This is a genomic window from Undibacterium sp. Ji83W, assembly GCF_049340385.1.
Classification (GTDB): domain Bacteria; phylum Pseudomonadota; class Gammaproteobacteria; order Burkholderiales; family Burkholderiaceae_D; genus Undibacterium.
In genome coordinates, this window is record NZ_JBMPOZ010000025.1 from 58,279 (window position 1) to 77,680 (window position 19,402).

Genomic DNA, 19,402 nt, shown 5'->3' on the forward strand with positions numbered 1-19,402 from the left:
AAAGCCTCAGATCACAATCCGCCAGCCCTTTTTGTTCATGACAAATGCCAGGGCTGCAAATACCAAAGTAAAACAAGCTGCATAGGCGAAGGATGAAAATTCTTCGCCTGTTTGCTTTGCCAGCGCAGGTACAAATATTTGCTGATAGATTGTACTGGCCCATCCTGTCCATGCCAAAACACAAGTTGCCACCCAGGCACCGGCGTAAACGGCTATTGCATTTACACCAAAGCTTTTACCGATTGATGGCCAGCCTTGCTTGTCTATCAGTTGATGCATACCCAGCAAGAGCACGATCGCCCAGGCACTGGTCCAGCAAACAAAGGATGATGTCCAGAGTTGTTTATTGAAAGGCAGATATGCTGACCAGATCAGCGCCAGCAATATCAAGCCTGCCGCACCGGCCAGCATCTGCATCAACTGGCCATCGCGCATGGCTCTGCCCGCCCAAACGCCAGTCAAAACACTCATCATTGCCATTACCGTAGAAAGCAAACCTTCCGGGTCTTGTGCGAGACCAGTTTGTACATCAAAGCTATACGCCAGTTTACCCAGCACGGCAGTATCTACTTTATCGACCAGATTCAGATGCGGCTCATACGAACCGCCCCAGCCTAGCAAAGCCCAATACGCCAGCATGGCAACCAGACATAGTAAAACCTGCCTGGACAATTGGCGCACATAGGTAATCAGGCAGGCAATCACTGCATAGCAAATGCCTATGCGCTGCAAGACACCAGGCAATCTGAAATTACGGCCATCGATCAATGCCCAGGCCACGAGATGCAAAGCTATGCCCAGCATGAACAAGCGCAGGCCGCGCCAGAGTATTTTCTTGCGTACGTCAACTACATCCATGCCCTTGCTGAGTTGTGCATCTACAGACATGGCGATAGAAGCGCCGAGTATGAACAGAAAAAATGGGAAGATAAAATCCGCAGGCGTACAGCCATGCCAAGCTGCATGTTCCAGCCAGGGGTACACATGCGACCAGTCACCGGCATTATTCACAAAAAGCATGGCGGCAACAGTCAGGCCGCGCATGGCATCCAGCGCTGCGTAACGTTTTACTGTAGACATATCAAACTCCATAGCGTACTGAGACCAGTGTAGAAATACCAATCCCTGCTGGTCATCGGACCGCATCTTCATAAAAAGCACATCGTCGATCAACATGCGGGGTAATACCAGTGTTAAAATCTGACAAAGTGGTATTGAATCTGGCCTCACCTATTAAAACAAGACAAATAAACCTTACTTCATAGATAAAAACGCAGATTTTTTTGATTTGCAAAGTATTATTCACGATCAAAATAAAGTACGCCATATCTTACTGGCACTTAAGTGGCATTGCAAACACAAAACCAGTTGACCGACAATTTTGTGACTAGTATGTTTGCAGTGCTGGCAATAAAACATAAAAAATACATAGCGCAAACACACCAGGTTTTTAAGAAAATCAAACACTAGAGACAAGTCCATGAGCATAGAAAAAACCAAGACTCCCCACCCCATGCGCTGGGTACCCACCTTGTATCTTGCCGAAGGGCTGCCATTTTATGCAGTAGCCCTGGTTGCCAGCCTCATGTATAAAAGCATGGGGGTAGCGAATGACAATATCGCTCGCTGGACAGGATTGATAGGCCTGGCCTGGGTCTTTAAACCTCTATGGAGTCCCTTCCTCGAAGCTGCCAGCAGCAAAAAGGCGGTGGTCGTGGCATTTCAACTGATAGGCGGCGTATCGCTGGGCCTGGTGGCCGTGTCGCTGCAATTGCCCATGTATTTCGCTATCAGTATTGCCTTGCTTGGAGTCGTGGCAATTGCCTCAGCCACCCACGATATTGCAGCCGATGGCCTGTATATCGCCAGTCTCAGCAACAAGCAACAGGCTGAATACGCTGGCTGGCAAGGTGCTTTCTACAATGCGGCCAAGTTCATCACTCTGGGTGGACTGGTTTACCTGGCTGGCTATCTTGAAAAACGCCTGGATCCGGCGCAGGCCTGGACCGTCATTTTCGCCATCATGGGTGTCATGCTCGTGGTGCTTGGGCTGTATCACAGTTGGGCCTTGCCAGGCACAAAAAATACCAACACCGAAGCATCCATGCGTAGCGTTTTCCTGACGCTGCAAGATGTGATTATTGATTTTTTCAAAAAGCCTGGCATCTGGCTGGCCATCACCTTCATCATTCTGTTCCGCGCCGCCGAAGGGCAGATACAGACCATAGGCCCTTTGTTTTTGCGTGAAGCTAAAAACCTGGGTGGTCTGGGCATGACAACCGAGCAAGTCGGCCTTGCTTATGGCACCGCTGGCACCATCGCCTTTTTGGGTGGTAGCGTACTGGGCGGGTATTTTGCATCCTGGCTGGGGCTCAAACGCGCCCTGCCCTGGCTGATACTGGCAATGAATATGCCTAACCTGGTGTTCTTTTTCCTCAGTACGACACTACCTGACAATATCAGTATCATCACTACGGCTCTGGCACTGGAAATGTTTGGTTACGGCTTTGGCTTCGTTGGCTTGATCCTGTTCATCATGCAAGTTGTTGCTGTCGGCAAGTACCAGACTGCCCACTATGCATTGGGCACCGGGGTCATGCAGCTAGGCTTTGTATTGTTCAAGACCATCAGCGGTGACATACAGTTGGCACTCGGCTATAAGAATTTTTTCATCTGGGTCTTGCTCAGTGCCATCCCCGTATTGGTGATGACACGCTTCGTCTCTTTTGGTGACAGCGCCACATATGGCAAAGAAGACAGCAGCAGCGGTGCGCCTGAAGGCATGGCAAAAACTGCTGACGCCTGATAATCCCTCTGCAAATGGTGCGGACCAGGGTTCGCATCATTCCAAAACGGTTGCAAACACCCGGGAAACAACATCCTTCGAAGACAATTTCATTTCCCCTTTACTCTCTTGTCAAAAAGGATTGTAATTATAACCATGCGCAAACATGTACAACAGCGCATGACTATCCAACCAGGAGATCTATCTTGCATTCGACCAAAACCAACATCTTGCGCCAATTAACTGCCGTCAGCTTATTGCTGATCAGCACTAACCTGCTGGCACAAAGTTCAGGTGTTACCCGCACCCCCGTGATACAAGCCGATTCGTCGATTCCAGGCAAGGAAGATTACATCTTTCGTATTGATATAGCTGGAGGGGGCAAGGTCGACTGGCATACCCATCCTGGTGATGAAATCAGCTATGTCATGCATGGCGAATTGGAATTACTGCTCGCCAATCAAGCACCACGTAAAATAAAACCGGGTGAAGGATTTGTCATACCTGCTGGCGTCGTCCATAGTGCAAAAAACCATGGCAAAGACCCCGTTAAACTGGTTGGTGTATATGTCGTCGAAAAAGGCCAGCCAGTGGCCTCACCAGCATCGCCACCAGCGCCTTGATTCGGTCAGTCAATCGGACCAAGCGCATCAATCCGTATAGCGTCTGAAAATGGCATCCAGCTCGCCACTCTTTTTCAGGGTGGCGATCGCAGCATTCAGGCGTGGCAAGGCATCGGCTTTGGAGGGATGCACTCTCAGCATCATTTCGCTTTCATCTATCATGCGGCCTTCATCGCAGGCATAGCGCTGTGCATCGACCTTGGTCCAGTATTGCCTGACATAATTGCTGATGATGATCTGGTCAAAGCGCTTTGCTCGCAAAGTCAGCAAGAGATTGGGGGAATTGAAAATGTCTTCCCTTTGTATCTTTCCGCTGGCAAAGGCAGCTTCAAATTCAGGATAGGAATAGCCAGAAATCACGCCGACTTTCTGACCATAAAAATCTGTGACGGCCTGCGCTCTGGGTGTTTCGCCTGGGCGAAAACACAGGACAGCCCGGGGTAAGCCAAAGGCTATGCTGTACACACCTGGCACTCGAGAGCTAGTGCGCCATTTGGGGTTTGCGCCAACTTCTATATCGAGTTGCCCATCCTCAAATGATTTGAGCAGGCGGCGCATGGGCAGGTAGCGCTGCTCCAGCTTATCGCCACTCAGTTTGACGACAGCTGACATCAAATCCGGGAATATACCTCTGGGGCCGCGCTTGTCCAGCAAGACAAAGGGTGCATCTCCACCCTCGTTATATGCGATGCGAAAAGTGTCTGCCATTGCTGGCGATGCAACTAGCACCGTCGCTGCAAACATCCATCTCCTCATCATCGCATTCTCGTTCCTGAATTAGTTTAGGGCGGCCAGATCACTCTATCGCTGATACCACTCAGTTTACGTTAAAAAGGGACGGATACTTTCTGGAAGTGGTTCATATTTGCAAATTATGGTTAAGCCGGGCCAGTGGCATTTACCAGCACTTCCGTCATTCAAGCCCCGAAAACCGTCATTAGTCGCATATAGCCGCTAGCCTGCTTGTCGAAAATATCAGTTGCAGCTATCTTAGCTCCATGAAAACCGCCTCTACAACTATCCCACGCTGGCCTGCACTGCCAGGACTGCGACAAATTGTCGTAGTGCTTATCATCAGCCTGCTGATCGCCTGGGTGACCACACCGATCTTCCAGTCACCTTTCTGGCTGGTGCTCAGGCGCACGACCTTCATCGCCATGGTCATGCTGCTGGCGTTCACAGTCTCCGGCACCTGGCGTTTGCAGTGGCTGCCGCGCTGGATACCGCACTGGCTGGTACGAGTGGCTACTGTGTGCCTGCTGGCACCCTTTGCCAGCCTGGCTGCCTATGTGGCGATAGCCGGTAGTTTCATGAACTTCATCAAGGCGAATAATCTTTTGTCCGGTTTTGCCACCAGCACGATTTTTGCGCTGTTTTTTGGGCCCCTTGTCGCAGTCGCGGCCATCAAGCGTGAAGACAAGCAACGTGAACGTGCAGACCGCCTGCAACTGGAACTGGAGAAGAATGAGCTGGAACGCGAAGTGCTGGATGCACGCTTGCGTCTTTTGCAAGCACAGATAGAACCACATTTCCTGTTCAATACTCTGGCGAATGTGCAGGCCCTGGTTGAAGCTGGCTCAGAGAATGCAGCGCCGGTCTTGCGGCACCTGATTGCCTATCTGCGCGCCGCCATGCCACGCCTGGGCGATGCAGACGCAACACTGGAAAACGAAATGCAGTTAGTCAGTGCCTATCTTGAAATCATGCACATGCGCATGCCAGACCGCTTGCAGTTTGAGTTAAGACTGGCGCCAGAATTAAAAGGCTCGCGCTTTCCTGCCATGGCCTTGCTGACCCTGGTAGAAAATGCCGTACGCCATGGCATAGACCCCAGCACGGAAGGTGGCCGCATAGAAGTCGGCGGCAAGCAGGATGCCAGCACTGGGATTGTGACACTGTGGGTAGCAGATACTGGCATAGGCATGGCAGAAACTGCCGTACCTGGAACGGGCCTGGCAAATGTGAAGGCGAGGCTGCAAGCCTGCTTTGGCAAAGATGCCCGCGTCGACTTGCATGAGCAGTCTCAGCAAGGTTTGCGTGTTGAATTAATTTTCCATCCTGGGGCCAAAGCATGAAGCCGCTTACCAAGCAGATCACCGCGCTGATCGCCGATGACGAGCCTTTGCTAAGAGAGCATCTGCGTGCCAACCTGGCACGCCTGTGGCCAGAGTTGCATATCGTCGATGAGGCCCGCAATGGCCGCGAAGCAGTGGAAATGTTTGACATCCATCAACCCGACATCGTTTTCCTGGATGTACACATGCCTGGCTTGAATGGCATAGAAGCTGCGAGATCTATTGCACGCAGGGCGCATATCGTATTCTTTACCGCCTATGAACAATATGCAGTGCAAGCATTTGAACAAGGCGCTATTGATTACCTCGTCAAACCCATCATAGAAGCGCGTCTCGCCGATACCATCACACGTCTGCAGCAGAGGATGAAGCAAGCAAATGACACCGGCACCAGTTATGATGCCCTGCTAGACCGCATGGCCAGCGATATGCGCCAGCGCAGTCCGCAACGCAATTATCTTCAGTGGATAAAAGCATCAGTAGGCAATAGCGTACGCCTGATCCCGGTAGAACAAGTAGCTTTCCTGCGTTCAGATGAAAAATATACTTTGGTTGCCTGGGACGGTGGCGACGCGCTGATACGCAAAAGCATACGCGAACTCAGCGACGAGCTGGACCCGGAGCGCTTTGCACAAACCCACCGCTCTGTCATCGTCAATCTGCACTATGTCAGCGAAGTCACACGTGGCATGAATGAAACTGCCGAACTGCATATACGCGGCCGCCCCGATGTATTGCCAGTCAGCCGCAGTTACCTGCATCTTTTCAGGCAAATGTAGCGCCGCACTGATTTTCTCCAGCAACAAACCATAAAAGCAAACCCGCCTTTGCAGGCACGCTTTGCAGGTACATTCACGCCTGTACGGCAGGGTCAGACACGTCTAATTTACATTAGCAAAAAGGAGTTTTCAAATGACGCAAGATACCGTTTTCGAAACGAGTGACTTATATTCTGCACAGGCTGCACCACCATTGAAAAAATATGGAACAGAAAAACTTTCAAGTACCAGCCTGAAATATGCCGCAGCATTGTGGTTCTCAGTCGCCATCATAGGCCAGCTTTTATTCGTCTATTACATCCTGGGTTTCTACGTCCTGTCTGCGATGAAAGGCAATCTGGCTGCATGGAGTGATGTACTGCCACACGGCTATATCAAGGGTGACAATGCAGGCAATTTTGCCATCATCACCCATATCTTTTTGGCGGCCAGCATTACCCTGGCGGGCATACTGCAGATGATCCCACAAATCCGTTCACGCGCACCGAAATTCCATCGCTGGAACGGGCGTATCTATCTGTCCAGTCTGGTTGTTGCTGCCACGACTGGTTTGTATATGGTCTGGTTCCGTAACGGCGTGGGTGATTTCACCCAGCACCTGGGTGTCAGCCTGAACGCAGTGTTAATACTCGCCTGCGCCGGCATGGCCTTGCGTCATGCATTGGCACGCCAGTTCGCCCTGCACCGTCGCTGGGCATTACGCCTGTTTCTTGTGGCGAATGGTGTCTGGTTTTTCCGCATAGGTTTGATGTTATGGATAGCCATCAATCATGGCCCGGCTGGTTTTAATCCAAAAACTTTTGAGGGGCCCTTCCTGAGTTTCATGTCCTTTGCCAATTCACTGATACCGCTGATAGCCTGTGAATTATATTTACGCGCACAAGACAGCAAAAACAAGGCCGCTCACCTCAGCATGGCTGGCACACTGCTGGTGCTCAGTGCGGCCAGCGGCATGGGTATCTTTGTGGCATTTATGGGCATGTGGTTGCCGCGTCTCTAATCATTAATCATTTAGAGCTGATCATGGGTGACAAGTGAATATGCTTCAATAGCCAGGTATTATCCTTTTTAAACCACACCATCGTGATCAGCGATTTACCTTCAACAACTGTCGCACCCGGCTTGGTAATGGCACCAACACGGGTGCCTGTGACTATCGCTGCATCATCTGTGGCCTTGACCTGCACATCAACAAGACGCAAATCGATTTTCGCGCCTGACTTGAATAGTCCGGCAAATGCATTCGCATCCAGTTGCAAGAGCTTGTCTGATTCAGCGACGAATTCAGTAAAACCTTCAGTGTCAAGATAACTGGCAACTGTTGCTAAATTACGCTGGCTGACGCTGTTGAAGAAATCGACTGATGCTGCTTTTACTGTGTCTGCTCCGCTGGTATTTTCTGCCCGGGCAACGGACATGCTCAAGGTGAATAAAACCGTAGTCAAAATGCTGATAAATGAGCGTGTAATGATAGTTGTCATGTTGTTTGATCTCTATAGAAAAAGAGTGCATGACACGCATGCACTCTCAACAAATGGCTTGAGCTTATGACTTCACTTCAAAGCCCAGTGCAGCCAATGCAATTTCTGCCGCTTGCTGGTCTTGCAGTGCATTACCGCCTGATATGCCGATGCCGCCTATGACTTTGCCATTCTCCATGATGGGGCAACCACCACCAACTGCCACCAGGCGCGGCCTGTGGGCAAGCTGCGCCACCACGTCATTACTAATGATTGTTGTCCAGGTATGGGTAGGCAGGCCAAACGAGGCTGCCGTCCAGGCCTTGTCGATTGCCACATCCACCGTCAAAAATGCAGCGCTGTCTGCACGTTCAAATGCTTTCAGGTGACCGGCATTGTCGGTGACAGCTATCGTGACATCGATACCGATATCGCGGGCGGCAGCGCTGGCAGCGGTGATCAGGGCATTTGCCGCATCGCGGGTGATGCTGGCAGCCGGGAATGATTTACTCATGTTTGTAGTTTGCATAAAAATTTTCTCGTGAACTTGAAATTAGAAGCCTTGCAACACAACTTTGCCCTGCGCCTTGCCGCTTTCTATCAAGGCGTGTGCCTTGCGCAAATTGGCTGCATTGATCTTGCCAAAATTCGCATTCACCGTCGTGTGCACCTTGCCTGCATCCACCAGTGCAGCCACTTCTGCCAGCAACTTGCCTTGTTCATCCATGTCGACAGTCTTGAACATGGAACGGGTGAACATCATTTCCCAGTGCAGGGAAATGGATTTACCTTTCAACTGCATCAAGTCCAGCGCCACCATGTCATCAATCACGGCCAGCTTGCCTTGTGGCTTCAGGCTGGTGATGATTTCTGCATAGTGCTGGGCTGTCTGCGTCAGTCCGGCGACGATATCGACTTCATTGATGCCTATGGCTTTCAATTCAGCACTCAGCGGTTTGGAATGATCAATCACCGCATGCGCACCAAGATCCAGGCACCACTGACGTGTCTCAGCACGTGAAGCTGTAGCGATAACGCGTAATTGCGTCAACTGGCGCGCCAGTTGTATGAGGATGGAACCCACACCACCAGCACCACCTATCACCAGCAAGGTCTGGCCTGCACCGCCGTTTTTGGCAACGCCCAGACGTTCAAACAACAATTCGTAGGCAGTGATAGTCGTCAATGGCAAGGCTGCGGCTTGCGCATCATCCAGTGTAGTGGGTGCCTTGGCGACGATGCGTTCATCAACCGCATGCAACTCACTGTTTGCACCAGGTCGATCAATCGCACCAGCATAGTAGACACGGTCACCCGCTTTGAAATTGCTGACTGCGGTGCCAACTGCTTCAACAATGCCAACTGCATCCCAGCCCAGCACATTCAACTGGCCCTCAGCAGGTGCACGACCCAGCCTGACCTTGCTATCCACAGGGTTGACTGAAATGGCATTTACGCGCACCAGCAGGTCACGCGCTTCCAGCGCTGGCGTTGGCAATTCCACATCTTCCAGCGATGCAGTGTTGTCGATAGGTAAAGAATGGCGGTAAGCGATGGCTTTCATATTGAGTCCTTGAGTGTATTCAGTCTTGATAATCGGTGTCCAGAAACATTTCCAGATCAGTGCAGGCATTGTAGAATCTGAAGCATGAATTGATAAGACCGATAAATAACTATCACTTTCAAATGAAAATTGAAAATCTCAGCGACTTGCATGTACTCGTGCAAACCGCACGTTGCGGTTCACTCTCAGGTGCAGCTAGCGTATTGGGCATGACCCCAGCAGCCGCCAGCGCCACCCTCAAGCGCCTGGAAACCCAGTTGGGCACTCGCCTGTTCGAGCGATCTACCCGCGCCCTGCGCATCACCGCCCAGGGCCAAATCCTGCTCGACTATGCGCAAAGGGCATTTGATTTACTCGATGAAGGTGAGTCCCAGGTATCAGAAGCCCGCACCGCCCTGGTCGGCACAATACGCGTAGCAGCCCCGTCTGACCTGACCCGCACCACCCTGCTACCCTGGCTGGATGAATTCCTGGCCCTGCATCCCGGCGTGCAACTGGCCCTGAATGTCGGCGACAGGCCGCTGGACGTAGTGCGCGATGAAGTGGATGTGGCAATAAGGTACGGCACCCTGACAGATTCACGCCTGGTCGCCAGGGTACTGGCACAAAGCCGCCCCATACTCTGCGCAGCCCCCAGCTACCTGGCACGCCACCCTGCCCCGCAAACACCGCAAGACCTGGCGCAACATAATTGCCTGATCTTCGAGCGCAGCAGCCGCCTGCATAAAACCTGGCGCTTTGGGCAAAACGGTAAATGGAAAGAAGTCCGTGTCAAAGGTGACCGCAGCGCCGACGACGCATCTCTCGCACGCATGTGGGCAATTGCTGGCGCTGGTATTATTTTCAAATCAATGATCGATGTCAGGCAAGAACTGGAAGACGGCACTCTGGTGGCACTGTTGACAGATTGGGAGACTGATCCTTATCCATTGCATGCATTGCTGCCCAGTGGGAGATTCATACCAAATCGCGTGCGGGCACTGGTAGATTTTTTAGGAGAGAAGTTTTCGTTGAAAATATAGTGTTAGAGCGAAAAAAATTTACTCTATCTCAACTTCAGTTCGCAGCTCATTCATTTAGCGTTGCCCACCCGTATTGAATACCAGGCTCTTGAACAGGTTCTTAGTTTGACTTCAGCATACGACTTTATGAGGAAACAGGCTCAACGCTGTGTTCCGTTGTCATTCAATTCTGCGTAGCGCCGGAAACCATCGCGTACTGCCTCGATTAAATCCTTGTCTTCCCAGGGCTTGGTCAGGAATTTATAAATTTCACCGCGATTGATAGCCTCAGTCAAGCTATCGAGACCGGTATAGCCGGACAAGACCATGCGTATGGTCTTGGGATACAGTTTGCGGGTACGGGCCAATAATTCTGTCCCTGTCATGCCAGGCATTCTCTGGTCAGTCAAGATCACGCCCACGGGATGCAGCGCAAGCAATGCCAGGGCTTCTTCAGCACTGCTGGCAACGAGTATATGATAATTTTCACGGCGAAATAAGCGTGACAGCGAAGACAGGATACTCGCCTCGTCATCCACCAGCAATAGTGCCAGCCGCCCTTCTTCTGCCTGGATTTCCTGCGCAATATAGGCACCCAGGAAATTCGTCATCTCAACACCGGGTAGCGGTTTGCTGATCAAATACCCTTGCATGACATCGCATTGCAGGGCGCGCAGATAACGTGCCTGGCCTATGCTTTCCACCCCCTCCGCAATCACTTCCAGGCCCAGGCTATGGCCCATGGCAATGATAGCCTTGACGATAGAAGCATTGCTGCTATTGCTCGTCATGTCACGCACAAAAGCCATGTCCACCTTGAGTTTATGTACCTCAAGTTGTTGCAAATAGGCGAGCGAAGAATAACCGGTGCCAAAATCATCTATAGACAAACGTACGCCTAGCTCTTTTAAATCCGCCAGGGATTTGAAAGACTGTTCCTGGTCCAGCATGATGCTGCTCTCGGTGATTTCCAGCTCCAGCTGGTCCGCTGCGATACCGGTTTCTTGCAAAGATGATCGTACGGTTTCCAATAGATGGCCGCGACTCAACTGCAGCGCAGATACATTGACAGCAACCTGGCGCAAACGCAGGCCCTGATCTGACCACTGCCGTATCTGCCGGCAAGCCTCGCGCAAGACCCAGGCCCCCAATTGCACGATAAAACCACTCTCTTCAGCCAAGGGGATAAAACTGTTCGGTGGTATCAAGCCGCGCACAGGATGTTGCCAGCGCACCAGTGCCTCCAACCCCACAATCTGACCGCTGATCAAATCCACCTGAGGTTGATAGTGCAAGCGCAATTCATCGCGCTCTATGCTACGACGCAAGTCTGCTTCCAGTGTCAAGCGCTCTTTGGCACGACGGCTCATATCAGAAGAAAAGAAACGCAAGATCCCGCGCCCCTGCATCTTGGCCTGATGTAGCGCGGCATCAGCATTGCTTTGCAGGGATTCGGTATCACTACCGTCATTGGGGTACAAAGCAATACCTATGCTGGCACCGACGTACACGCTATGGCCTCCGAGTTGAAAAGGCCTGGCCATCTCTTCTATCACGCGCTGTGCCAGCAAGTCCACCCACGGCTTGCCATCCCCTGGTTGCAGGATGATATTGAACTCGTCACCGCTGATGCGCGCAATAGCATCAATATCGGGGAGCAAGTTCTTCAGGCGTTTTGCTGACTCTATCAGTAATTGGTCGCCCAGACTATGGCCCAGGCTTTCATTGATGGTTTTAAAATTATCGAGGTCAATGAATAGCAAGGCAAATTGCGTCTGCTCCCGTTCAGCGTATTGCAAGGCATGATTCAATAACTCATGAAACAGCGCACGGTTGGGCAAGCCAGTAAGTGGATCACGATTAATAAAAAAATCCAGTTTTTCTTCAGCATAACGACGTTGCGAAATATCACGGTGCGAGCCGCGCAAGCCCAGATATTTACCGCTGGCATCGTATACCGTCTTGCACACATGCTCTATCCAGCGTTCTGTCCCATCCTTGGCTTTTATGCGAAAAATCAGTGCCGCACCATTTGTGTCATTTGCATCGTTTGATTTTGGCCCATGCAATTTCCACTGATCCAGATCATCAGGGTGAATGATCTTTTCTATCAACCCGGCATCGGCAAAAAACTCTTCCGGGGTATAGCCCGAATCTTCCATGCAAGCCGGGGATACATAGAGATAGCTGCCATCGGGTGCCATCCAGTATTCCCAGTTAGGCGAATAATCAGCCAGGATGCGGTATTTTTCTTCACTCTTGATCAGCAAGGCCGTACGCTGCGCCACCAGTTGTTCCAGAAAATGCCTGAGCCTGGCCAGTTCCAGATGTATGCGCACACGCGCATGTACCTCATCTATGTCAAAGGGTTTGGTGATGTAATCTGCACCACCGACATCAAAGCCCTTGAGTTTTTGTTGCGTGGTATCAAAGATGGTGACAAAGATAACAGGGATGCGATTGCCTGCAGCGGTGGCCTTGATGCGCCGGCAAACTTCATAGCCATCCATGCCCGGCATCATGATATCCAGCAAGACCAGGTCCGGCGGCGTTGCCCCAGCTACCATTTCAATTGCCTTGAGACCGGAATTAGCTACCATTATGCGATAGCTGTCTTTTAGTGCTTCCAGCAATTCATGAATATTTTCCGGTACATCATCCACCACCAGCAAGGTAGGCGGGTGTGCCGGATCAGTATGGCGGGTAATATCAAAATTGATGGGGTAGCGGCGATACCGCTGCAATTCGAGTTGTATGCGTACGCGCAGCAGCAAGAGATCTGGATTGACGGGCTTGGTAATGTAATCAGCCACACCCAGGGTCAGGCCGCGTGCCTCGTCACCGGCATCTGAAATAGCAGTCACAAAAATCACTGGAATGTCTGCCGTCGCAGGATTGGCTTTCAAATGTACCAGGACAGAGTAACCATCCATCCCCGGCATTTTAATGTCCAGCAATATCAGATCGGGATGTGGCAGCCGTTGCGCCAGTTCCAAAGCTTTTTCGCCCGTGCTGGCAGCGATGATGGCATACTCGTCACGCAGCATGTTCATCAAACCATGCAGATTTTCTATCACGTCATCGACGATGAGTATGCGCTGGCGGCTGTTGGCAATGTCGGTCATGATACTGTCACTCAGTAGTTGGACTTACGTGTTTTTTCAGATCATTGAGCAGGGCGATTGCGGCATCAATATCAAACACATCGACCCTGGCTGCAATAGCCTCGAGATCCGCTTGCAGAGGAGTCCCCATGACACCGGCCCGAAGTTCACCCAGTACCGACTCGACACTGCCTAAATCATACTCCAATGCCTTCCCTAGTTGTTGTAATAACACATAGACTTGTTTGACGTCCAGGATTGCTGGCTCAGGGGTAGTAGCAACTTCTGTCTTGCTGGCCATACGATCGATATCAGCAAACAAGTCTTGCGCCAGGATATGCAGTTCATCCAGTTGTGCCTGCCCCACCACTTCCCCCTGCTTAAGCAGGGCGTCAATATCGGATATTTTGTCATGCAATGCAACGGCAGCAATATTGCCTGTTACCCCTTTGAGCATATGGCAATACTCTTCTGCCTGTTGCATATCTTTTTGCTCCAGCAAGTGTTGCAGACTGTTTGATATATCCGCATAATTCCCTCTGAAGCGGTGCAACTGTTTTACATACGCAGAAATCTTTCCTCCTATGCGGCGGATACCCTCGCGCGCATTCACACTGCTCATTGCCAACAGTTCGGGCGGGATTTCTGGCGCTGCCCGCATCGCCACGTGCAGACCTGGCCTGGGCTTTGCAACATGTATCCATTTCGCCAATATTGCCACCAGCTTATCTGGCGCGATGGGTTTGGTAACATGATCATTCATGCCTGCAGCTTGTGTCTTTTCTGCATCAAGCGCCATCGCCAGTGCGGTCGTCGCAATAATGGGAAGCTGCGCAAAACGTATACTGCCATCAGTATTGGTCAGCGCCCGTATTTGCCGTGTGGCTTCCAGACCATCCATGACAGGCATCTGTATATCCATCAACACAGCATCATAATCACGTCTTTGCACTTGCTCGATTGCTTCCTGGCCATTGACTGCCTGATCGACATCAATTCCTTCGCTGCGCAGCAATTCAGTGACAAATTCGCGGTTGATATCATTGTCTTCCACCAGCAAGATACTGGCACCAGCCAGTTGACCGCTCACCGCCAGGTCAGGCGTTGTTATGCGCAACCTGTCACCAGAACCCAAAATGCGTGCGCGGCCAAGTACTGTCAATATGCCATCCAATAATGTGGAAGGCGATACCGGCTTGATGAGAAAGCCATCCACGCCGGCCAGTTCGGCAAAATGTATGACGTCTTCGCGGCCATAAGCAGTCACCATGATGATCTTGGGTTGTGGCTTGATGGCAGTATCAGCATGTATGCGTTTGGTCACCTCATCCCCATTCATGCCTGGCATGCGCCAGTCTATCAGGACCAGGTCATAGGCTTTATCACCCGCATTTCTGAGCATCTCCAGTGCTCTGCCTCCATCTTCTGCGGTGTTTACATCAACATGAAAATAGCTGAGCATTTCTGTCAGAATTTCACGTGACACCTGATTGTCATCGACCACCAGTATGCGCAAATCCTCAAGCAAGCGTCCGGTTTGCCCTTTCAGGGTATTGGCAGCAGTTTGCGACCTGGTCGCTATTTTCAGTTGTACGGTAAAGCAAATGGTGGTGCCCTTGGCAATCTGGGTATCCTCTATCCAGATTTGCCCGCCCATTAACTCAACCAGGTTTTTACTGATTGCCAGACCCAGGCCAGTACCACCAAAACGACGCGTGGTTGATTGATCAGCCTGGGTAAATTTGGTGAACAATTCATCCCGGATATCTGCTGCAATACCTATCCCGGAATCGCGCACATACACTTGCAGTTTGACATCTGTATCCGTCAATGACAGGCATTGAAAACCGAGCTCTACCTCACCATGCTCTGTGAATTTGACAGCATTGCCACACAAATTCAGCAAGACCTGACCGAGCCGCAAAGGATCGCCGAGCAGCACAGGTGGGATAGCGGCATCATAACGAATCAGGAACTCTATACCCTTGTGTTCCGCCTGATAACTGATGGCATCGCTCAACTGCTCAAGCACGGCTTCCAGCGAAAACTCAATTTGCTCCATCTCCAGCTTGCCTGCTGCTATCTTTGAAAAATCAAGTATGTCATTGATGATACCCAGCAGTGAACGGGCTGCCCCTTGCGCCTTGCTCAAATAATTGCGCTGTACGGGGCTCAGATCACCTTTAAGCGCGAGATACAGCATGCCCAGCACTGCATTCATGGGTGTGCGAATTTCATGGCTCATATTCGCCAGGAACTGGCCTTTGGCAAGATTGGCAGACTCAGCCTGCTCCTTGGCGGTTTGCAATTCCTGGGTGCGCTCAGTGACGTTTTTTTCCAGATTGCGATTCAGTTCATCAAGCTCCTGCAAGGATAAAAATAATTGCTGCCTGCCCTCATTGAAGGCCTTGACCAACTCACCAAGTTCATCACGATACGGGTAAGTAATATCTTCCATGGGCATATCGCTGGAACGAAAACGCCAGTTCGCTACTGCCGTGGCAACCGTAGTCACAGAATTCGATAAACGATAGCGTATGGTCCATAAAAAAATCAGCCATAAGGCGCTGGTGACAATAATGGAATTGAGTAGCACGATCAGGAAACCGTATTTGACGCGATCCCAGATGACGTCGTGACCAGAATACATTTTCAATTGACCAAGCAGGCGACTGTCACCACGCGGAGCATGATAAAAAAGCGGGATGACAGTACGTTTGATCTGTCTGGTAAAAAGCCCGGTTGGCTGCTGATTTGCGGCTGGCACACTTCCCATTTCCAGCAACATTTCTCCCGCAGCAGTTTCTATCTGCACACCGGTGACAATGGCATTTTTGGCGGTGCTTTGTACTATGCTCATCAATTGCGGACGGTCAAGTTCCCACACAGCATTACTCACATGCGGAGCAATCGTCTGTCCCAGCGAAGCCAGATCGCCATCTATATCGCGACTGACGCTGACATACTGGATCAGCAATTGTGCCACCGTCATGCTGATGGCAACCAACAGATACCATGGCAACATCGTGTACAACAAGCGTCGGGAAAGCGTCTGCGCCAGGAACATCTTTTTCCTTCAAGGGTTTACATTACACGTTAGTGCCACCACCAACGGGTATCGGGTTCCACTGTACCTGCTGGCAAGACAGGATTGCTCAGCCTGATCAACTGGCGCTTCTCGCTTGCCAATTGCTTTATTTCTTTTGCATGATAAGACTCGAATAACTGGCGAAATGAACCATCTGCCAAAGCAAGTTTTAATCCGCGCTCTATTCTCGATGCGAGTAGTTGATTGTCTTTGTTAACCCAAAAATAAACCGGGTAAGGGAAATACAGTGCCTTGCTTTTTTCTGCCGTCAACTGGGGAAATTGCTCTTTATGTTTTTCGATTTCCAGGTAAGCTTCATTCAGGCCGCGCGTAAATGCATCAAAGCGTCCAGCCGCCAGCATGCCAAACAGGTTTTCATAGTTGGTCGAAGTCACGACCGTAAATCCATTGGCACGCAAAATCGGCAAATCGGCCCATTGGCTATTCAGGCCGAACGTGAGTTGCTGGCGCAATGCCTGTTCATCCATCATGGCAATTCCAGCCTGGTCAGTTTTGCGGATCACCAGAACACGATAACCGATAATGCCACGCAAGATATCGATTTTAACGGGTAACATCTGCGCCTCACGCTCAGCATTGGTACCCAGGGCTATGACATCAATCGCGCCCGACTGTAATAAAGAGATGCCACGATTCTGGGTCACCTCTTCAGCAAAAGGCTCCAGCCTGACATTGGCCTCATCCCGGGTATGCGCAAGGGCCAGTTCAAGTAACTTCCAACGGTATTCATAGATAGGCCCAACCGGAAAATATTTCAGACTGGACTTCAGACCAGCTTGGCCTGCGACAGCGTTTGCGAACGAATGCGAACTGGCACAAAGCAGCATGCAAAAACAGGATGCCTGCATGGCTTGCAGCAGTCCAGACATGGCTTTATTCAGACACCTGCTCCACACAGTCATACACCTGAGGTGATACAGGGAAATGTGTGTAGCAGCGAACATGGGTTTCTACTTTCAGACTGTTACTATCCTGACTAGCCGATACTACATTGAAGGTGCCTCAATGTAGTATTCTCCAAATGAGCGAATATCACAAGAGCAACTTTCATTTGCTGCTGATTTCAACACAGATCTGTCGATAGACTTGTTTTCTTTGTTGACAATGAGCTATGGACAAGTGGTTTTTTGCGCCACACTATCTTGCCTTGCACGCCACAGTCCTCCCTCGGCAAGCCCTCACTCAACACAATTGTCTGATTTTTGAACCCAATAGCCACCGGCATAAGACTTGGCGCTTTGGGCAAAAAAATAAATGGAAGAAGTTCGCGTCAAAGGCGACCGTAGCGTCGATGACACCTCACTGGCTCCCATGCGGACGATAAGTGGTACTGGTGTCATCTTCAAATCATTGATCGATGGCAGGCAGGTGCTTGAACATGGCGGCCTGGTGGCGCTGCTGACAGATTGGGAGACTGAGGCTTATCCGTTGCATGCACTGCTGCCCAGTGGGCATTTTATACTGAACCGGGTACTGGCCTTGGTGGGTTTTTTAGCGGGGAGGTTTGCGATGATTGACACTTAATCCATCAGTCAAGAATCCTTCTTTATGTTGAGTAAATTACTCCAACAAATCACGTTTCCACACTTTGACTATGCACATGTCTTCATCAAGCTTTACCCAAAGCGCGGTGTTAGGCATGCGCAATTCCGGAGCTACAATATCCATCGGCACATCACGACGCGCTCCACCATTTGCCAAGCCAATGCCCGGGTATAAAAGGAGCTGGAGTTCGCCAGGTATCAAGCAGGCGAACACCTCTGCGGGGACACGCTCATACCATGTGGCCGGGTATTTTTTCAAACTCATCTCCGGCATGAAAAATAATAGTTTAAGAGTATTTTAATGATGCGAGCCATTATCATCCGCAAGTTCGCCCATAGTGAATGTAAAAACAATTCCTTCAAAACACCCGAACCATTTGAAGTTGCGATAAGATTAACCTTAGTCGTGCCATCATGTAAATTCAAATTTAAGAAATTTACGCGCTGATGCCCGTCCACCCTCGAGGTTTCAGTTTCCGTCAAAACATACTTGAGAAAGAAAATACCCTATGTCTGAAGAAGAAAAAGTCAAAGGCCCTGCTTCATATTTCCCGTCGATAGAAAAGAAGTATGGCAAACCCATCCAGCACTGGCTGGATCTGGTTCAGCAGAACAAAAGCTTGAAACACATGGAAATTGTGAATTGGCTCAAGGCTGAACATGAGATGGGGCATGGACACGCCAATGCAATCGTTGCTTATGCTCTGGCTGCTGACAAGAAATAGTTTGGCGCTTTCAAATTAGCTTTCAAATAAATATGTGCAAGGACATTATGTTTATAGTGAAAATTTCTTCATTTCCACATTGAATACCAATGACTATGCAGGAAGCCCATGAACAAGCAAATCAAAGAACTGCTCGTAACGCAAAGTAAAGACAATATAACTGTATTGATAGTGACATCTCTGTTAGGGCCAGTTGGCATGTTTTTGCTTTTCGCAAGAAAAACAATCAACAAGTTTCAGTTTTCCGGTTTGCTTTGCATGTGGTTCTCGGTATTCTGGTGCAGGTGGATAACGGGATTTGACTTCCCTTCGACCTATTACGAAATATTCATCTTAGGCACGCTTAGTTACGGTGGAGTTATCTTGAATCCGCACAAATCGGAATCCAGCATGGCCGCAGTGGCAGGAGCATCCTTGCTGATGCTTGTGGCTGCTCTTACTGGTTATTTAGAATTACTTGCCGTACGGAATTTTGAGCATTTAATTTCACCAATAGATATGTTCGTCATAGGAATTGGTTATTGCGGATATCTTCTATCCAGTTATTTAGCGTGGAAGGAAAGAGTTTCAAGCTGAATAGCCAAATTAAATATTCACATAAAACCAACTTTAAAAAAAATTTAATCAATATTT

Annotated in this window: 18 protein-coding genes; 9 read left to right on the forward strand and 9 right to left on the reverse strand. The window is 50.2% G+C overall.

Annotated elements, in window-relative coordinates; translation table 11 throughout:
* Window positions 1–6: 6 nt before the first annotated feature.
* A complete protein-coding gene (locus tag ACO0LD_RS27735; RefSeq protein WP_423012062.1) occupies window positions 7–1,080 on the reverse strand; it encodes an acyltransferase family protein in 1,074 nt (357 codons plus the stop codon).
* A 400-nt stretch (window positions 1,081–1,480) separates the two neighbouring features.
* Between ACO0LD_RS27735 and ACO0LD_RS27740 the strand changes: the two genes are divergently transcribed.
* Both ACO0LD_RS27740 and ACO0LD_RS27745 read left to right on the forward strand, forming a co-directional pair.
* The gene (locus ACO0LD_RS27740; protein WP_423012064.1) at window positions 1,481–2,806 is read left to right on the forward strand and encodes an MFS transporter; all 1,326 of its coding nucleotides are present in this window, start codon (window positions 1,481–1,483) and stop codon (window positions 2,804–2,806) included.
* 185 nt (window positions 2,807–2,991) lie between these two features.
* Window positions 2,992–3,408: a cupin domain-containing protein gene (locus ACO0LD_RS27745; protein WP_423012066.1), complete on the forward strand. Its 417-nt coding sequence runs from the start codon at window positions 2,992–2,994 to the stop codon at window positions 3,406–3,408.
* 27 nt (window positions 3,409–3,435) lie between these two features.
* Here the strand turns inward: ACO0LD_RS27745 and ACO0LD_RS27750 are convergent, their stop codons facing one another.
* Window positions 3,436–4,152: a substrate-binding periplasmic protein gene (locus ACO0LD_RS27750; protein ID WP_423012068.1), complete on the reverse strand. Its 717-nt coding sequence runs from the start codon at window positions 4,150–4,152 to the stop codon at window positions 3,436–3,438.
* A 254-nt stretch (window positions 4,153–4,406) separates the two neighbouring features.
* Between ACO0LD_RS27750 and ACO0LD_RS27755 the strand changes: the two genes are divergently transcribed.
* From ACO0LD_RS27755 to ACO0LD_RS27765, 3 genes are all read left to right on the forward strand, one after another.
* Window positions 4,407–5,483: a sensor histidine kinase gene (locus ACO0LD_RS27755; RefSeq protein WP_423012070.1), complete on the forward strand. Its 1,077-nt coding sequence runs from the start codon at window positions 4,407–4,409 to the stop codon at window positions 5,481–5,483.
* Window positions 5,480–6,262: a LytR/AlgR family response regulator transcription factor gene (locus tag ACO0LD_RS27760; protein WP_423012072.1), complete on the forward strand. Its 783-nt coding sequence runs from the start codon at window positions 5,480–5,482 to the stop codon at window positions 6,260–6,262. The genes ACO0LD_RS27755 and ACO0LD_RS27760 overlap by 4 nt, the downstream gene beginning before the upstream one ends.
* A 133-nt stretch (window positions 6,263–6,395) precedes the next feature.
* Entirely contained in the window at window positions 6,396–7,262 is an 867-nt protein-coding gene (locus ACO0LD_RS27765) for a DUF2306 domain-containing protein (protein WP_423012074.1), read from the forward strand.
* Between the two features lie 7 nt (window positions 7,263–7,269).
* On the opposite strand, the gene ACO0LD_RS27770 is transcribed toward ACO0LD_RS27765, so the two are convergent.
* From ACO0LD_RS27770 to ACO0LD_RS27780, 3 genes are all read right to left on the reverse strand, one after another.
* Entirely contained in the window at window positions 7,270–7,743 is a 474-nt protein-coding gene (locus ACO0LD_RS27770; RefSeq protein WP_423012076.1) for a YybH family protein, read from the reverse strand.
* Between the two features lie 64 nt (window positions 7,744–7,807).
* Complete coding sequence (locus tag ACO0LD_RS27775; RefSeq protein ID WP_423012120.1) at window positions 7,808–8,236, reverse strand: GlcG/HbpS family heme-binding protein; 429 nt, start codon at window positions 8,234–8,236, stop codon at window positions 7,808–7,810.
* Window positions 8,237–8,275: 39 nt separating this feature from the next.
* Entirely contained in the window at window positions 8,276–9,286 is a 1,011-nt protein-coding gene (locus tag ACO0LD_RS27780; protein WP_423012078.1) for a zinc-binding alcohol dehydrogenase family protein, read from the reverse strand.
* A gap of 122 nt (window positions 9,287–9,408) precedes the next feature.
* Between ACO0LD_RS27780 and ACO0LD_RS27785 the strand changes: the two genes are divergently transcribed.
* Window positions 9,409–10,308: a LysR family transcriptional regulator gene (locus ACO0LD_RS27785; protein ID WP_423012080.1), complete on the forward strand. Its 900-nt coding sequence runs from the start codon at window positions 9,409–9,411 to the stop codon at window positions 10,306–10,308.
* A 140-nt stretch (window positions 10,309–10,448) separates the two neighbouring features.
* Here ACO0LD_RS27785 and ACO0LD_RS27790 read toward each other — a convergent pair whose 3' ends face one another.
* Genes ACO0LD_RS27790 through ACO0LD_RS27800 form a run of 3 tightly spaced genes read right to left on the reverse strand, consistent with a single transcriptional unit; the run spans window position 10,449 to window position 17,369 of the window.
* Window positions 10,449–13,412 carry an EAL domain-containing protein gene (locus tag ACO0LD_RS27790; protein WP_423012082.1) on the reverse strand — a complete coding sequence of 988 codons (2,964 nt, stop codon included), beginning with the start codon at window positions 13,410–13,412 and terminating at the stop codon, window positions 10,449–10,451.
* A 7-nt stretch (window positions 13,413–13,419) separates the two neighbouring features.
* Window positions 13,420–16,458 (reverse strand): response regulator, encoded by a 3,039-nt coding sequence (locus ACO0LD_RS27795; protein ID WP_423012084.1) that lies wholly within the window; start codon window positions 16,456–16,458, stop codon window positions 13,420–13,422.
* A gap of 29 nt (window positions 16,459–16,487) precedes the next feature.
* A complete protein-coding gene (locus ACO0LD_RS27800) occupies window positions 16,488–17,369 on the reverse strand; it encodes a substrate-binding periplasmic protein (protein WP_423012086.1) in 882 nt (293 codons plus the stop codon).
* Window positions 17,370–17,754: 385 nt separating this feature from the next.
* Here ACO0LD_RS27800 and ACO0LD_RS27805 point away from each other — a divergent pair, with 385 nt between their 5' ends.
* Entirely contained in the window at window positions 17,755–18,024 is a 270-nt protein-coding gene (locus tag ACO0LD_RS27805) for a hypothetical protein (RefSeq protein ID WP_423012088.1), read from the forward strand.
* A 36-nt stretch (window positions 18,025–18,060) separates the two neighbouring features.
* Here the strand turns inward: ACO0LD_RS27805 and ACO0LD_RS27810 are convergent, their stop codons facing one another.
* The gene (locus tag ACO0LD_RS27810) at window positions 18,061–18,303 is read right to left on the reverse strand and encodes a hypothetical protein (RefSeq protein ID WP_423012090.1); all 243 of its coding nucleotides are present in this window, start codon (window positions 18,301–18,303) and stop codon (window positions 18,061–18,063) included.
* A 250-nt stretch (window positions 18,304–18,553) separates the two neighbouring features.
* On the opposite strand from ACO0LD_RS27810, the gene ACO0LD_RS27815 reads away from it, so the two are divergent.
* A complete protein-coding gene (locus ACO0LD_RS27815) occupies window positions 18,554–18,769 on the forward strand; it encodes a DUF4287 domain-containing protein (protein ID WP_423012092.1) in 216 nt (71 codons plus the stop codon).
* Between the two features lie 108 nt (window positions 18,770–18,877).
* Entirely contained in the window at window positions 18,878–19,345 is a 468-nt protein-coding gene (locus ACO0LD_RS27820) for a hypothetical protein (RefSeq protein ID WP_423012094.1), read from the forward strand.
* Window positions 19,346–19,402: the final 57 nt, after the last annotated feature.

Coding starts and splice junctions, on each gene's coding strand:
- ACO0LD_RS27735 (WP_423012062.1), bottom strand. CDS start 1,080: ATGTCTACAGTAAAACGTTACGCAGCGCTGGATGCCATGCGCGGCCTG.
- ACO0LD_RS27740 (WP_423012064.1), top strand. CDS start 1,481: ATGAGCATAGAAAAAACCAAGACTCCCCACCCCATGCGCTGGGTACCC.
- ACO0LD_RS27750 (WP_423012068.1), bottom strand. CDS start 4,152: ATGTTTGCAGCGACGGTGCTAGTTGCATCGCCAGCAATGGCAGACACT.
- ACO0LD_RS27755 (WP_423012070.1), top strand. CDS start 4,407: ATGAAAACCGCCTCTACAACTATCCCACGCTGGCCTGCACTGCCAGGA.
- ACO0LD_RS27760 (WP_423012072.1), top strand. CDS start 5,480: ATGAAGCCGCTTACCAAGCAGATCACCGCGCTGATCGCCGATGACGAG.
- ACO0LD_RS27765 (WP_423012074.1), top strand. CDS start 6,396: ATGACGCAAGATACCGTTTTCGAAACGAGTGACTTATATTCTGCACAG.
- ACO0LD_RS27770 (WP_423012076.1), bottom strand. CDS start 7,743: ATGACAACTATCATTACACGCTCATTTATCAGCATTTTGACTACGGTT.
- ACO0LD_RS27775 (WP_423012120.1), bottom strand. CDS start 8,236: ATGAGTAAATCATTCCCGGCTGCCAGCATCACCCGCGATGCGGCAAAT.
- ACO0LD_RS27780 (WP_423012078.1), bottom strand. CDS start 9,286: ATGAAAGCCATCGCTTACCGCCATTCTTTACCTATCGACAACACTGCA.
- ACO0LD_RS27785 (WP_423012080.1), top strand. CDS start 9,409: ATGAAAATTGAAAATCTCAGCGACTTGCATGTACTCGTGCAAACCGCA.
- ACO0LD_RS27790 (WP_423012082.1), bottom strand. CDS start 13,412: ATGACCGACATTGCCAACAGCCGCCAGCGCATACTCATCGTCGATGAC.
- ACO0LD_RS27795 (WP_423012084.1), bottom strand. CDS start 16,458: ATGTTCCTGGCGCAGACGCTTTCCCGACGCTTGTTGTACACGATGTTG.
- ACO0LD_RS27800 (WP_423012086.1), bottom strand. CDS start 17,369: ATGTCTGGACTGCTGCAAGCCATGCAGGCATCCTGTTTTTGCATGCTG.
- ACO0LD_RS27805 (WP_423012088.1), top strand. CDS start 17,755: ATGGAAGAAGTTCGCGTCAAAGGCGACCGTAGCGTCGATGACACCTCA.
- ACO0LD_RS27815 (WP_423012092.1), top strand. CDS start 18,554: ATGTCTGAAGAAGAAAAAGTCAAAGGCCCTGCTTCATATTTCCCGTCG.
- ACO0LD_RS27820 (WP_423012094.1), top strand. CDS start 18,878: ATGAACAAGCAAATCAAAGAACTGCTCGTAACGCAAAGTAAAGACAAT.